Source organism: Streptomyces sp. NPDC042371, from assembly GCF_056437465.1.
The window spans coordinates 510,842-525,277 of sequence record NZ_JBWKAP010000006.1 but is presented as its reverse complement, the minus strand read 5'-3'; the positions used below and the strand labels follow the sequence as shown (position 1 = coordinate 525,277).

General features: G+C 69.7%; 11 protein-coding genes and 1 pseudogene. 8 read left to right on the top strand and 4 right to left on the bottom strand.

Annotated features, from left to right (window positions below; all coding sequences use genetic code 11):
• Position 1: 1 nt before the first annotated feature.
• The 8 genes and pseudogenes from xylB (at position 2) to AC068B_RS21380 (ending at position 9,909) form a co-directional block, all read left to right on the top strand.
• Positions 2-1,456, top strand: coding sequence for a xylulokinase (gene xylB / locus AC068B_RS21415; protein ID WP_478673232.1), 1,455 nt, complete (start codon positions 2-4; stop codon positions 1,454-1,456).
• Between the two features lie 14 nt (positions 1,457-1,470).
• On the top strand, positions 1,471-2,694 hold the full coding sequence (locus AC068B_RS21410) for an ROK family protein (protein ID WP_478673231.1): 1,224 nt from the start codon (positions 1,471-1,473) through the stop codon (positions 2,692-2,694).
• A gap of 254 nt (positions 2,695-2,948) precedes the next feature.
• Positions 2,949-3,155 (top strand): annotated as a pseudogene (locus AC068B_RS21405) (acetamidase/formamidase family protein); the annotation flags it as partial.
• Positions 3,156-3,445: 290 nt separating this feature from the next.
• A complete protein-coding gene (locus tag AC068B_RS21400) occupies positions 3,446-4,045 on the top strand; it encodes an N-acetylmuramoyl-L-alanine amidase (RefSeq protein ID WP_478673230.1) in 600 nt (199 codons plus the stop codon).
• 76 nt (positions 4,046-4,121) lie between these two features.
• Complete coding sequence (locus AC068B_RS21395) at positions 4,122-5,372, top strand: winged helix-turn-helix domain-containing protein (RefSeq protein ID WP_478673229.1); 1,251 nt, start codon at positions 4,122-4,124, stop codon at positions 5,370-5,372.
• A gap of 163 nt (positions 5,373-5,535) precedes the next feature.
• Positions 5,536-7,059 carry an acetaldehyde dehydrogenase ExaC gene (gene exaC, locus AC068B_RS21390; RefSeq protein ID WP_478673228.1) on the top strand — a complete coding sequence of 508 codons (1,524 nt, stop codon included), beginning with the start codon at positions 5,536-5,538 and terminating at the stop codon, positions 7,057-7,059.
• Between the two features lie 160 nt (positions 7,060-7,219).
• Positions 7,220-7,486, top strand: a complete 267-nt coding sequence (locus tag AC068B_RS21385; protein WP_478673227.1) for a hypothetical protein — start codon at positions 7,220-7,222, stop codon at positions 7,484-7,486.
• A 476-nt stretch (positions 7,487-7,962) separates the two neighbouring features.
• Entirely contained in the window at positions 7,963-9,909 is a 1,947-nt protein-coding gene (locus AC068B_RS21380; protein ID WP_478673226.1) for a flavin monoamine oxidase family protein, read from the top strand.
• A gap of 14 nt (positions 9,910-9,923) precedes the next feature.
• Here AC068B_RS21380 and AC068B_RS21375 read toward each other — a convergent pair whose 3' ends face one another.
• From AC068B_RS21375 to AC068B_RS21360, 4 genes are all read right to left on the bottom strand, one after another.
• Positions 9,924-11,864: a CASTOR/POLLUX-related putative ion channel gene (locus AC068B_RS21375; protein WP_478673225.1), complete on the bottom strand. Its 1,941-nt coding sequence runs from the start codon at positions 11,862-11,864 to the stop codon at positions 9,924-9,926.
• A gap of 532 nt (positions 11,865-12,396) precedes the next feature.
• Positions 12,397-13,137: a bestrophin-like domain gene (locus tag AC068B_RS21370; protein WP_478673224.1), complete on the bottom strand. Its 741-nt coding sequence runs from the start codon at positions 13,135-13,137 to the stop codon at positions 12,397-12,399.
• A gap of 30 nt (positions 13,138-13,167) precedes the next feature.
• Positions 13,168-14,013 (bottom strand): hypothetical protein, encoded by an 846-nt coding sequence (locus AC068B_RS21365; protein ID WP_478673223.1) that lies wholly within the window; start codon positions 14,011-14,013, stop codon positions 13,168-13,170.
• A gap of 65 nt (positions 14,014-14,078) precedes the next feature.
• On the bottom strand, positions 14,079-14,267 hold the full coding sequence (locus tag AC068B_RS21360; protein WP_478673222.1) for a hypothetical protein: 189 nt from the start codon (positions 14,265-14,267) through the stop codon (positions 14,079-14,081).
• Positions 14,268-14,436: the final 169 nt, after the last annotated feature.

Below are 14,436 nucleotides of genomic sequence, written 5' to 3'. Positions count from 1 at the left end.
CATGTCATCAGCGCCCACTGCTCAAGGGCCCCTCGTCGTCGGGGTGGACAGCTCCACTCAGTCCACCAAAGTCCTGGTCGTCGACTCGGCCACCGGCCGGGTTGTCGCGCGGGGACAGGCTTCGCACCACGTCAGCACCGGCGAGCTCCGCGAGAGCGACCCCAAGGAGTGGTGGGGCGCCCTGTGCGCGGCCCTCGAACAGTGCGGCCGACCGGCCCGGGAGGCCGCCGCCGTGTCCATCGGCGGGCAACAGCACGGACTCGTCACCCTCGGCAAGGACGGCAGCCCGGTGCGGCCGGCGCTGCTCTGGAACGACGTGCGGTCGGCCCCGCAGGCCCAGAGCCTCGTGGAGCGTCTCGGCGGCCCCAAGGTGTGGGCCGATCGGATCGGCAGCGTCCCGGGGCCCTCCTTCACCGTGACGAAGTGGGCCTGGCTCGCCGAGAACGAGCCCGCCTCGGCCCGCGCCACCACAGCCGTGCGTCTGCCCCACGACTACCTCACGGAACGACTGACCGGTCTCGGCACGACGGACCGCGGCGACGTCTCCGGAACGGGCTGGTGGGCGTCAGGAGCCGAACAGTACGACGAGGGAATCCTCGACATGGTGGGCCTCGACCCGGCGCTGCTGCCCCGCGTCGCGCGCCCCGGGGAGATCGTCGGAACGGTCCGGGACGGCGACGAACTGCCCTTCTCCAAGGGCACGCTGGTCGCCCCCGGCACCGGCGACAACGCGGCGGCAGCCCTGGGGCTCGGGCTGCGACCCGGCTCACCGGTGCTGAGCCTCGGCACGTCGGGCACGGTGTACGCCGTCTCGGAGCGCCGCCCCGCGGACCCGACCGGAACCGTCGCGGGCTTCGCCGACGCGCGCGGCGCATGGCTGCCGCTGGCCTGCACCCTGAACTGCACACAGGCCGTCGACCGAGTGGCCGCACTGCTCCACCTGGAGCGTGAGGCGGTGGACCCGGACGGCTCGGTCACGCTCCTGCCCTACCTCGACGGCGAGCGAACGCCGAACCTGCCGCACTCCTCCGGAGTGCTGCACGGCCTGCGGCACGACACGACGCCGGGACAGTTGCTGCAGGCCGCGTACGACGGAGCCGTCCACTCGCTGCTCGGTGCCCTCGACATGGTCCTGGATCCGGACGCCGACCGGTCCTCCCCCCTGTTGCTCATCGGAGGCGGGGCACGTGGCAAGGCCTGGCAGCACACGGTGCGGCGGCTGTCCGGACGCCCCGTGCAGGTTCCCGAAGCCGAGGAGCTGGTGGCGCTCGGCGCCGCGGCCCAGGCGGCCGGATTGCTGACCGGGGAGGACCCCAGTGCCATCGCGGGGCGTTGGGACACTGCTCGGGGGCCTGTACTCGACCCCGTGGAGCGCGACGAGGCGGCGCTGTCCCGGATCTCCGGGGTACTCTCCGACGCGGCGCCGCTCCTGGACAGGGCGCCCCATGGGGAGTGAGGACTGACCGAGGCATGACCGCACCGCTGCACGACGAGCGACGGGGAACATCCGGCGCGCGGCTGCCCGACACCCAGCAGGGGATGCGGCGCCGCAATCTGTCCAGGGTGATGCACGCCGTGGCCACGCACGGCCCGCTGTCCCGTGCGGCGGTGGCAGCCCGCATCGGGCTGACGCGGGCTGCCGTCTCCACGCTGGTGGACGAGCTGATCCGTTCGGGGCTGCTGGACGAGCTGGGCCCGGAGCGTCCGGGGCGGGTGGGGCGGCCGGGGTCAGCACTCGCGGTCAGTGCGCTGGGGCCCGTCGGCATCGGTGCCGAGGTGGGGGTCGACCATCTCGCGGTGTGCGCGGTCGATCTGCGTGGTGAGGTCAGGGCACGCGCCGAGCGACGGCCCGTCAACCGCGGTCGCTCGCCCGAGCCCGTGCTGGAAGAGCTCGCAGCCCTGGTGGAGCAGGTGTGTGCGGAGGCGCGACAAGGGGGCCTCTCCCCCGCGGGCCTGGCGGTCGCCGTGCCCGGACTCGTCGCTCGCGACACCCGGACGGTCGTCCGCGCCCCCAATCTCGGCTGGCAGGACATCGACCTGGACCGACTTCTCCGCACCGACCTGCCGCTGACGGTCGACAACGAGGCCAACTTCGGGGCGCTCGCGGAACTGTGGCTCGGCGAGGAATCGCCCGAGGACTTCCTCCACGTCTCGGCGGAGATCGGCATCGGCGCGGCGCTCGTCGTCGACGGGCGGCTTCTGCGCGGAACGCGTGGATTCGCGGGCGAGTTGGGGCACGTGCCCGTCCGCCCCGAGGGCCCTGCCTGCCCCTGCGGAGGTCGCGGCTGCCTGGAGCAGTACGCGGGTGAGGAAGCGGTCCTGCGCGCCGCGGGCCTGGGCCCCGGAGAGGAACGGGGCGAAGCTCTTGCCGAGCGCGCCACCGCGGGCGACGAAACAGTGCGGCAAGCCCTCAGCGGCGCCGGGACGGCCTTGGGCATCGCCCTGACCGGCGCCGTGAACCTGCTGGATCCGCAAGCCGTAGTGCTCGGCGGTGCGCTGTCGCGCCTCGCGCCGTGGCTCCTGCCCGCTCTCGAGCAGGAGTTGACGGAGCGCACCGTCGGCCGGGCCTGTGGAGTGACGGTGTCCGGCCTGGGGCCCGACGGGCCGCTGCTGGGGGCCGCGCACTCGGTGGCGCGGGCTGTGCTGGACGATCCGGTCGGCGCAAGCGCGGGCAGGACGGCGCAGCGCACGTAGGCAGGGCGGTCTCGATGGGCGCCACTCCCCCGATCGGGTGGCCGGGATATCCACAATCACGCTGCCGTGCACAGATCCTGGTCACGCCCTTCCACCTCAACCGGCAGCCGCCGTACCGTGAATCACGCGAGGCTCCGCTGCCGTGACGGAGTGACAGCGACAGCGGCGGCCACGCGGATCGGGACCCGAGCGAGCAGTGCGGCCCACCCCGGTCGGACCGACGGCCCATCCGGCCAGAGTGGAGCGGCGCAGCGATGAATGATGTTCAGATCCTGACCTTTCGGCCCGAACCCGACGAGTACGCCTGGACGTTCGGCGGTGCGCCGCCCGTGGCGCGCATCGCTCCGGGCACGGTCCTCGACCTGTTCACGGAGGACTGCTTCGCGGGGAACGTCCGCTCGGAGAAGGACCTGGTCTCCGAGGTCTGCGAGTTCCCGTTCCTGAATCCGCAGACCGGCCCCTGCGTGGCAAAGATCCGCAAGGAGTGGCTGCCCGCCCGCGAGACGCACCGTGGACTGCATGCGCGGTTGCGCGAAACGGCGGCCTCGCTCCCGCACGGGCCGGACCTCCGCGCCTCCTAGAGCTCAGTGCCTCTCGCCAGGACGGCCCCTCCCCGTCCGGAGACCGGCGCTGCGTCTTCCACGCCGTAGCGGCCATCACCACCACAGCGAAGCAGTGGGCCCACCACTCCGGTGGCCCCCCAGGTACAGCGCCAGTCCAGCCGTTCCCCCCACCGAGAGGCAGGCCAGTCATGGATCGAGTGAGACGCTTCCCCAGTCGGCGTCGGCTGCTGCAGGGCGCGATCGCCGCCGCTGTCCCCGCGGCGCTTCTGCCCGCCACCCACGCGACCGCACAGGCTCGTGCGGTCGACTATCCCCTGGCCGAATCGGTACCGGCCAGCACCTCCAACTACACGGCGGCCAACCGCCCCACCACCTATTCCGTCGACTACGTGGTCATCCACGTCACGCAGGAGACGTACGCGGACACGCTCGCCATCTTCAAGAATCCGGCAAAGCAGGTCTCGGCCCACTATGTGGTGCGTTCCAAGGACGGTCACATCGCCCAGTGCGTCCGCGAGCGGAACGTCGCCTGGCATGCCGGGAACTGGTCCTACAACACGCGAAGCATCGGAATCGAGCACGAAGGGTGGGTCGACAAACCCGAATACTTCACCGACGCGATGTACGAGCAGTCCGCCGCCCTGACTGCCGCCATCTGCTCGAAGTACGACATCCCGAAGGACCGTGAACACATCATCGGCCACCATGAGGTCCCCGGGTCGGACCACACGGATCCCGGCCCGTACTGGGACTGGTCGCGCTACCTACGCCTCGTCAACTTCGCCTGAAACACAGCGCGTCCTTGTCGGCTTCAGCCTCCGGGGCGACGATGGCACCACCGCATCGCCGTCCCAGGAGGCCGAGTTGACCGATCCATGGCTGGCCCTGGAGCCCGGTGTCGATCCCGTCGAGCGGGTGCGGGTGTTGCGTCGGGCGCACGAGAGGTTCACCGACGAGGGGACTATTTCCCGTCCGGTGCGTTCGGTGGTGGCCGACTCGTGGCAGAGGTCGGCGAGGGCGCGGGTGAGTCCCGAGGGCACCGTCGCGGCGGTGGAGCTGACCGACGGCGACCTCGGGGCGTACCGGTCGGAGCATCCGCTGGCACGGGTGATGCCGCTCTTCCGGGAGTTGATGGGCACCTTTGCGGCGGACGGGGAGCATCTGCTCGCCGTGTGCGACGCGCAGGGCAGGCTGTTGTGGGTCGAGGGCCATGCGGTGGCGCGGCAGCGGGCGGGGCGGATGAACTTCGTGCCGGGCGCGCGGTGGGCGGAGTCCGCCATGGGGACGAACGCTCCGGGGACCGCGGTCGCCGTGGGGCGGCCGGTGCAGGTCTTCGCGACCGAGCACTACATGCGGAGAGTGCAGCCGTGGACGTGCGCGGCGGCTCCCGTGCACGATCCACGGACGGGACGGCTCCTCGGCGCGGTCGACATCACCGGCGGAGACGGGCTCGCGCATCCGCACAGTCTCGCCTTCGTGCAGGCGGTCGCGCGGGCGGCGGAGTCCCAACTGGCCCTGCTCGCGCCGCCGGTGGGCGCGGGGGAAACGGTCGAGCTGACCGGGTTGGGGCGTGACGAGGCGTTGCTGCTCGTGGCGGGGCGCAAGGTGCGGCTCAGCCGCAGGCACAGCGAGATCGTCGTGCTGCTGGCTCGGCATCCAGAGGGGCTGTCGGGGGACGAGTTGCTGTATGGGTTGTACGAGGACGAGTCGGTGTCGCAGGTGACGTTGCGGGCCGAGATGGCGCGGCTTCGGCGGGTGCTGGGTGTGGAGCTTCTGCGCTCGCGGCCGTATCGGCTGGCGGCGCCCGTCGAGTGCGACGTCGACGTGGTGGAACGTCGTCTGGGCGCGGGGGCGGTGACAGCGGCCGCGGCAGCGTATGCCGGGCCGTTGCTGCCGCAGTCCCAGGCCCCCGCTCTTGTCCGGCTCCGCCGCAGGTTGGCGGATCAGCTCCGGGCGGCGCTCATCGAGCGCAATGACCCGGATCTGCTGGCGAACTGGGCGCATGCTCCGTGGGGTGAGGACGACCTGGCGGTGTGGCGCGCGCTGGCCGCGCTGCGTCCGACGGCGTCCGTCCGGGCCCGTCTGGACGAGCTCGACGCCGAACTCGCCTCGTAGTCAAACGGCCCGGGCGAGGGGGCGAAGGGGGTGCAGGCAACGTACAACGGAAGCGACACAACGTACGGCGGAAGGAGCGCAACGTCGATGCAACGTCCTCGCGTCTAGCCTCCGGGCGAGAGCTGCCCAACGGCGGGCAGCCTTCCCCGGGAGGCCAGCCAAGATGACCCGTTACGCAGCGCCCGGCACCGAGGGCGCGATCGTCTCCTACCAGTCGCGCTACGACCATTTCATCGGCGGCGAGTATGTGGCGCCCGCTCGTGGCCAGTACTTCGAGAACCCGAGTCCGGTCAACGGTCAGCCCTTCACGGAGATCGCCCGTGGCACGGCGGAGGACGTCGAGCGCGCGCTCGACGCGGCGCACGCGGCGGCGCCCGGGTGGGGGCGTACGTCGGTCACCGGACGAGCGGACGTGCTCCTGAAGATCGCCGAGCGGATGGAGGCGAACCTCGAACAGCTCGCGGTCGCCGAGAGCTGGGAGAACGGCAAGCCGATCCGCGAGACGCTGGCCGCCGACATCCCGCTCGCCATCGATCACTTCCGGTACTTCGCGGGCGTGATCCGTGCGCAGGAGGGGTCGCTGAGCGAGGTCGACGAGGACACCATCGCGTACCACTTCCATGAGCCGCTCGGTGTCGTCGCGCAGATCATTCCGTGGAACTTTCCGATTCTGATGGCCACGTGGAAGCTGGCGCCCGCGCTCGCCGCGGGCGACACGGTCGTCCTCAAGCCTGCCGAGCAGACCCCGGCGTCCATCCATTACTGGATGAGTCTGGTCGCCGATCTGCTGCCGCCCGGGGTCGTCAACATCGTCAACGGGTACGGCGCCGAGGCGGGCAAGCCCCTGGCGTCGAGTCCGCGTGTCGCCAAGGTCGCCTTCACCGGGGAGACCACCACGGGGCGGTTGATCATGCAGTACGCCTCGGAGAACATCAAGCCGGTGACGTTGGAGCTGGGCGGCAAGTCGCCGAACATCTTCTTCGACGACGTGTTGGCCGCCAACGACGACTTCCGGGACAAGGCGCTCGAAGGCTTCACGATGTTCGCGCTCAACCAGGGCGAGGTGTGCACCTGTCCGTCGAGGGCGCTCGTGCAGCGCGGGCAGTACAACGAGTTCCTCGAAGCAGCCGTCGCGCGCACGGAGCAGATCAAGGCCGGGCACCCGCTCGACACCGACACCATGATCGGCGCGCAGGCGTCCAACGACCAGCTGGAGAAGATCCTCTCCTACCTGGACATCGGCCAGCAGGAGGGCGCAAAGATACTGACGGGCGGTCAGCGCATCAAGTACGACGGTGAGCTGGCCGGTGGGTACTACGTCCAACCGACGATCTTCGAGGGCGACAACCGCATGCGGATCTTCCAGGAGGAGATCTTCGGTCCGGTCGTCTCGGTCGCGTCGTTCAACGACTTCGACGACGCGATCAAGATCGCCAACGACTCGCTCTACGGTCTGGGGGCCGGGGTGTGGACGCGTGACATCAACACGGCGTACCGGGCGGGCCGTGCGATCCAGGCGGGCCGCGTCTGGACGAACTGCTACCACGCGTATCCGGCGCACGCGGCGTTCGGCGGCTACAAGCAGTCGGGGATCGGGCGCGAGACGCACAAGATGATGCTGGAGCATTACCAGCAGACGAAGAACCTCCTGGTCTCGTACTCGCCGAAGAAGCTCGGCTTCTTCTAGGGATACGAAAAAAGGCGCCTGACCTGGGCTTTTGCTCATCAGGCGCCTTCCATGCGGCCCGCTCAAGCCGTTCTCGCAGCGATACCAGCTACGACCCTTCGGTCCTGGTTTTGCAGCCACCGCGGTGCAGGCAGGCGTGCCGGTGGTACCCATTACCATCGTGGGGGCCGAAGAGACGTTGCCCAAAGTGGGCGAGATCCGCTCGCTGGCCCACCGGTTTGGTCTGCCGTACTTTCCCATCACCACGCCACTGCCACTTCCCGCGAAGTGGCGGATCAGCCTCGGCAAACCGGTGCCCGCTCCTGGGCCCGCCCCGTCGTTCGCCGCGCGTTCCGCGGCGGCCAGGAAGCTGTGCGACGAGGTCTGGTTCACCATTCAGGACATGGTCGACCGGGACCGCAGCCGCCGTACGACACCATTCTGGTAGAGGGGACGGGGCAGATAGCCCCACCTCGCCCCCGCATCATGACCAGAAGACCGCAATTACGGTCCCTGGCCTGTATGAACACGGCCTTGTATGACGCGCTGTAGTGACAAAGGCTCAGTTCGACAGCCACTCGGAGGTCCTGCGGACGTCGTCAGCCGCGCGATTGCAGGCTCGGCCTGGGCGAGCAGAGTCATTCTGCAGCGTTCGCCGAACGCGTCGTGGTTCCAAGATGCCTCGGTGTACGCGCTCGCGTGGTCACTATCCGACAGTCCATGGCGACCTATCACGACACCATGACCCACCGCCCAGGATCAGGGGAAAGTCCACGTGGCGTCGGCGACTTCAGAAGGCGGACGCAAGTGTGCGTAGCCCTGGCGAGTGGTGGACAGCGTCTACGACCGCCGGTCGGGTGATCCGAGTACCCCACTTCTGTGTGCCATCTCAAGGGCGTTCCACCCAGGCGCTACACCGGATGGATGCCCACACCTCGCCCTTCCCGTCGTTCCTTCACGAAAACCGTTGCCGGTCTGGCCACGGTCGGCGTACCGACCGCGGCATCGTTTCCCAGCCACGCCGCTGACACGAGCGGCAGTGTTCCCGTCGCATCTCCGACATCTACGGAGGCAGCTGCGGACGTGGCACGAGCCTTGCTGGTCCTGGACAGAAACGATCAGCCACTCACCCCTGGCTACAAGAAGATCCTGCTGGGCGGCGGGCTGCCACGCGCCGGTCGGGCTCCCAAGAAGGTGTTGGTCGTCGGGGCGGGAGCGGCAGGGCTCACCGCGGCGCACCTGCTCAACAAGGCCGGCCACGAGGTGACCGTGATCGAAGCGAACGGCAACCGGGCCGGCGGCCGCATCAAGACCTTCCGGACCGGGGGTCACGAGAAGGCCGAGCAGCCCTTTGCCGACCCGAAGCAGTACGCGGAAGCCGGTGCGATGCGCATCCCGGACGTCCATCCCCTGGTGACCGGCCTCATCGATCAACTCGGCCTGAAGCGGCGCCGCTTCCACCTGGCGGATGTGGGCCGCGATTCCAAGGGAACGGGCCGGACCTGGCTGTATGTGAACGGCCTCCGGGTACGACGCGCCGACTACGCGAAAAATCCCAAGGCGGTCAACCAGTCCTTCGGCGTCCCCCAGCACTTGTGGGACGTTCCCGCGTCCCGCATCGTCGACTCGGTCCTCGACCCGGTCCGCGACGAGTTCTCCGTCGTAGGGCCGGACGGCCGACGTGTCGACAAGCCCCTGGCGGAGCTCCTGGCGGGTTGGACTCGTGTGGTGGAGCAGTTCGGCGCGTGGTCGACGTACCGGTTCCTGTCCGAGCACGCTGGTTTGGACCACCGCACGATCGAGCTGGTGGGCACCCTGGAGAACCTCACCTCCCGGCTGCCGCTCTCCTTCCTGCACAGCTTCACCGACGCCTCGCTCATTCATCCTCAGACGCGCTTCTTCGAGATCGAGGGGGGAACCGCCCGCCTGGCCGACGCCTTGCTGGCGCGGGTGCGGCACTTGGTCCGCTTCAACTGCCGGGCAACCCGCATCGCGCACGGCGCGGAGGCTCCGGCCGGCAAGGGAGTGTGGGTCGACACCGTCACCGAGTCCGGCGGCGGCCCCGTGCAGCACGAGGAGTTCACCGCCGACGTCGCGATCATCACCGTGCCCTTCTCGGGGATGCGTCAGCTGCCCGTCTCTCCCCCGCTCTCCTACGGCAAGCGACGGGCCATCATCGAGATGCACTACGACGCCGCCACCAAGGTCCTCCTGGAGTTCTCCCGGCGTTGGTGGGAGTGGACCGAAGCGGAGTGGAAGCGCGAACTGGAAGCGTTCCGGCCCGGCTTGTACGCCGCCTACCGCGACGGCAAGGCACCCACCGACGGTTCCCTGCTGGGCGCCCACCCCTCAGTGCCCGAAGGATGGCTCAAGGACACGCAACGCGTGCAGTACGCCGCACGTCGATCCACCCTGCGCGACCAGCCCGAGGCGACGGCGACCGTGGGCGGCGGCTCCCTCTCGGACAACTCCAACCGCTTCATGTTCCATCCCTCCCACCCGGTCCCAGGCAGCGAGGGCGGCGTCATCCTCGCCTCCTACAGCTGGTCCGACGACGCCCTGCGCTGGGACTGCCTGGACGACGACGCCCGCTACCCGCACGCGCTGCGCGGCCTGCAGGACGTGTACGGCCAGCGGATCGAAGTGTTCTACACCGGTGCCGGACGCACCCAGAGCTGGGTACGGGATCCTTACGCGTACGGCGAGGCCTCCGTGCTCCTGCCCGGCCAGCACACGGCGCTCCTGCCGCACCTGACCAACCCCGAGGGCCCTCTGCACTTCGCCGGGGACCACACCTCGCTCAAACCCGCCTGGATCGAGGGCGCAATCGAGTCCGCCGTGCGCACCGCCCTCGAGGTGCACCGCGCCTGAGCCCCAGCCAGTCGTCATCGTCGTGATGGGCCGCCCGCGTCGCAGCACCGCCCATCGAGGACGATCACCTTGTCACCGCCCGTCAGGGACAGCATTGTCGCCTTGTCCGGGTTGACTACGATGCCGTAGTCCGGCCTGCGCTGGGCGTGGCGGGCGAGCCGGTAGCCGATGGCTATCTGGTCCCGGCGCAGGGCGGCTTCGACCACCGTGTAGAAGGCGACGGTGGCGTGCGGCTGTACGTACTCCTGGGCGGGCCGGAGCCTGATCTGGCATCCCTCGGGATCGAAGAGTTCCTGGAAGAGCCGGTTCAGCTCGGGGTTCTCCGAGGTCTGGGCCATCCGCAGGCTGAGCAGGTTGTCGCTCAGGATGAAGTCGTCGGCGTGCGCGGCCTGGGCCAGTGTGCGGTTCCGGTCGTCGGCCATCTCGGTCACCACCGAGAAGCCGTGACCGTGCTGAACGGCCAGGTCGCGCAGGTGCAGCAGGGTCATGAGCGTGCGCGAATCCGTCGCGGACTTGTCGCACCCTCCACCGTCACCGACCACCATCACGTGCTGATAGGCAGCCAGGTCCACGTCTTCCAGGACGACACGGTTGGCGGGGTCGGCCGCGACAACCCCCAGTTCGAGCTGCGGAAGCCTGGCGCGGAGCTCCTCCACCCGGTCGTGGAGGTCGGGGACGTCGGCGACGATGTCGAGCCGGGAGCCCTCGGGCGCCAGCTTCGCCAACTGGTTCACGGCCTCGGGTGTCCGGGCGTTCCAGCCCAGCAACAGCACGCGCTCAGGGCGTGGATCCGACGCCTCGTCGGTGACGATCGCCTCGAAGGTGATGGTGGGTACCTCGTCGGTGGGGACGACGGTGTCGTCGTCCTGGGAGATGGCGACGATCTGGTCCGTGGCCAGGATCCCGGTGCCGGACGGGGGGTTGAGCAAGATCTGTCCGTCGAGGCGACGGAGTCCGATCACGGTGGAGGTGCGGAAGGCGTACACGGCCTCGCCGAACGTCTGCCCGGCCAACTGGGGTTGCGCGGACATGTAGATCTCGTCGCCGTCGAACTCCAGGAGTCCCGTGTAGACGATGGACAGTCCGGACTGGAGGCTGGTCTGGACGAGCAGGCGGGCGATGAAGCACTGGGCGCTGACGACGTGGGTGTGCGCACCGCCGGCGATCAGGGCCGCCGGAAGATTGTGGTCGTCCGCAATGCTGGTCACCACGTGCGGCACCGGCCGCCCCTCGTGACCCGCCTCGGCGAGGGCTCCGCTGGCCACCGCGAGCAGGGACTTGATGACGGAGATGTCCGCGTCCTTCTGTTCCGGGGGCAGGACGAGGATCGACCGTGCCTTCCTGGGGTTGACCAGGGCGATATCGGAGATGCGTGTCGGGTCGCCGGTGCGGCAGACCACCCGCGTCGATGCGGTGTCACCCACCCGTTCGCGGATCGCGTCCTCCATCTGCACCTTGTCCTTGGGAGCGAGCACGGTCACGCAGGCGTACTTCTGATTCCGGTTGGCCTCGACGAGCTCCGAGATGATCATGTGGACCTGCTCGGACCAGCCGAGGATGACGGTGTGGTCGCTCTCGACCACCACGGAGCGTCCCTTGCGCAGCTTGGAGAGCTTGCGCTGGATCCCGGCTCCGAGGACCGCGATGAGGGTGCTGAGCAGCAAGATTCCGATGATGGTGATGACCGTCGAGACGATCCGGTAAGCGACGCCGACGGGAGGGTCCGAAGGGACGTAGTCGCGTTGCAACATGCCGGGAGGGTTGAGGACCCGCAGGGTGCTGCGCCACAGGACGGAGGCGCCTCCCTCCTTCCGTACGAGGTCGGGCGCGAGCACAAGGAGCGTGATGGTGTTGAGGAGGGCGAGGGCCAGCATGGCGGCCGCGATGACACCGATCATCGCTGGTGTTCCGCGCGCCATGGCGTTGTCGAACCGGTAATGAAAACGTCGCAGCATGGGCCACCTCCTGGGATACGGGGCACGTCGCGTGCCAGAACCGGGCGCCGCGTGGCCGGCTGGTCAGCCCTCCGCGGCGCAGGGGGCCTCCCGGCTGACGTCGGGTGGGAGGTGGTGGGTCAAGCTCATTGCGGGCGAGGATCCCCCCGTGCTCCAGTCGAGTGACGCGCCGTGGCGGAACAGCCCTCCGTCAGGGCCGTACGCTCCGGGCCTGAAGGGGCCCTTGGGTGATGGGGAGGAGGGAGGAGACGTGTTGCTCCGAGGAGAGCACGTGGGTGCCTTCCCATGCCCAGGCCTCGACGCATACAGCTGCGGTGGCACCGAAGGGGACGATGAAGTCGTATCCACGTCCACGGTCCCACCCGTCGACGATCTCCTCACGCCGCTGCTCCGTCATAGACGTATCTCCTTCCTCCAACCACACGGGCGTTGGTCGGTACGACGGTCCCTACTCTGCATTCACCTCGGTCCGTCCGCATGGTGACCGGGAGCTGGGCGATCGCCCCGGTTGCAGAGAGCTTGGAGCAGAGGGTCAGAAGTTGCGAACGAACGGAGACGGGTCGACGGCGAGCAGGCCGCCGAAGGGGCTATCCAACTGGTAGATGAGCAGCGCCGTGAAGGCGATGAGGCCGGACAACCCCATCGCCATCACGACGTGGGTGAAGCTGCGGCGTACACCGAACATGAACATGAAGGAAATGGTGAGGACACCGCCGACGACCAGGCCGAACCAGATCACCGGCGAAAGCCGCTCCCCCGCGTCGGACTCGCGGCCGCGTCTGGCCTCGTCCAGGGCGCTGAGCTGCGCCAGCGTCTCCTGTCCCGTGACCTGCTGGGCGGGCGTGGCGTGGTCGGGCAGCTGTGCTGACACGCGCACCTGCTCCAGCAGCCGCCAGCCCCGCGGATCCGGTGTCGCGTCTTCGGCCATGGACGGCCATTCGACGTCCGCGACGTGATGGACGTACTCCTCGATCCCCTGGCGCATTCGGTCGGTCTGCGTGGCGGGCAGGCCCGCGGCCAAGAGGTGGATCTGGTGCGCCGCGCTGGCCTCCGCCGCGACGTGGTCCTCCGCACCGGAATGCGTGTCCCATACCGTGACGAGGGCCAGACCGAGGACGAGGGCGTACAGGACGCCGACCATCATCGAGATGTACTCGGCCACGTCTTCGCGGGGCTCGTCCTCCGGCCCCATCGGACGGAAGCGGTGCTTGATGAGAACGACCATGGCGGCGAGCAGCGCGACACCAAGGACGATGGTAATGCTTTCGATCATCGGGAGCCCCGTCGTGGATCGGTGGCATGATCAGCGTCTGCGCGAGCCGAGTACGGCGGCCGCGACAGCCGCGGGCAGCAGGATGAGGAACAGCGCCGCACCCACACCGAGCCCGGTGGGAGTGTGGTTCGCGCGGACGAATCGGCTGAGCAGCGACTGCGGGCGCCGTTCGGCCGTCTTCGGCGGCTGCGGCTTCGGCGGCTGCGGTTTCGCCGGGCGCAGGTCCACCGGTGGGGGCGGTGCGACGGCGTTGGGCCGAGCCGCCGCTTCGCCGGGTACGGGGATGCCTGGTGCGGCGATGCCTGGTGGGGGCGGTGGCGGGGGTGGCGGGACCAGTGGTGCGACGGCCTGAGGCAGGGCGTCGGGAGGGGCGGCCTCGCGGGGCGGCCGGTCCGGCGGATTGGGGGTGTGGCCCGGCGGTCTTCGTTTTGGAGGGGTCCGGGCCGCCTGGCCCGGCAGCTCAAAGCGCGCCGCCGCGTGTGCCGTCAGCCGGGGAGGCGGCAGCCACTCTCCCCCGGAGTCGATGGTGCGCAGCCGATCGGTGCCCTCGACGCGGACTTGGCTGCGGTAGGTGCCGGGAGGGCGCCGCACCTCGGCAGTACACGTCGCCGTCCCCAGCGGGGCGAGCGGTGGCACCGCGGAGCGGCCGCCCCCGCAGTCAGTGCGGTCCCGGCGCAGCAACGGGTCCGTCAGACGGGCACCCCACACGGAGCGGTTTCCGGTGTTGGTGACGCTGTAGCGGATCCGCGCCCGGTCGGGTCCTGTCACCCACACCTCCTCCCGCAGGGCCAGCGCGGCACCGACCCCGGCGTACCCGGAGTGCGCCGTCGCCACGCCCCTGGCCCGCAGGTACGGCTGCCATCCGATGGCCCGCACCGCACCGGCACGGGCTCCGGGCCGGGCGATCCCTGTCGCCGTGCACCGCACCGTACGCAGTCCCGTCAGCAGGGGAACCTCGTCGCGGCCGCCGGGACAGCGGACGCGGGCCCCGCCATGCCGGGGTCCTGGATACGCAGATCGTGCAGGTCGGCGCTACCGCGGTTGACCAGGCGGTACGACGCCAGCACCGGCGTCCCGGTGCGGATGCCCGGATGCTGCGCCCCCAGCCCCGGACGGTTGTTGACCGTCACCGTCAGTACGAGCCCGTCCGATGAGGGGGCCGTCGGCGGCCGAGGGCCCGGTCGCCGACCAGCAGGCCGCTCCCAACAGGAGGCCCGTCAGCAACCATCGCGTCACCTTCCCCACGCGCGGACCGATCATCACACCAGGATGCTGGTCGCGGGACGCACAGCCGGCCAC

Coding starts and splice junctions, on each gene's coding strand:
- AC068B_RS21380 (WP_478673226.1), top strand. CDS start 7,963: ATGCCCACACCTCGCCCTTCCCGTCGTTCCTTCACGAAAACCGTTGCC.
- exaC (WP_478673228.1), top strand. CDS start 5,536: ATGACCCGTTACGCAGCGCCCGGCACCGAGGGCGCGATCGTCTCCTAC.
- AC068B_RS21375 (WP_478673225.1), bottom strand. CDS start 11,864: ATGCTGCGACGTTTTCATTACCGGTTCGACAACGCCATGGCGCGCGGA.
- xylB (WP_478673232.1), top strand. CDS start 2: ATGTCATCAGCGCCCACTGCTCAAGGGCCCCTCGTCGTCGGGGTGGAC.
- AC068B_RS21400 (WP_478673230.1), top strand. CDS start 3,446: ATGGATCGAGTGAGACGCTTCCCCAGTCGGCGTCGGCTGCTGCAGGGC.
- AC068B_RS21370 (WP_478673224.1), bottom strand. CDS start 13,137: ATGATCGAAAGCATTACCATCGTCCTTGGTGTCGCGCTGCTCGCCGCC.
- AC068B_RS21410 (WP_478673231.1), top strand. CDS start 1,471: ATGACCGCACCGCTGCACGACGAGCGACGGGGAACATCCGGCGCGCGG.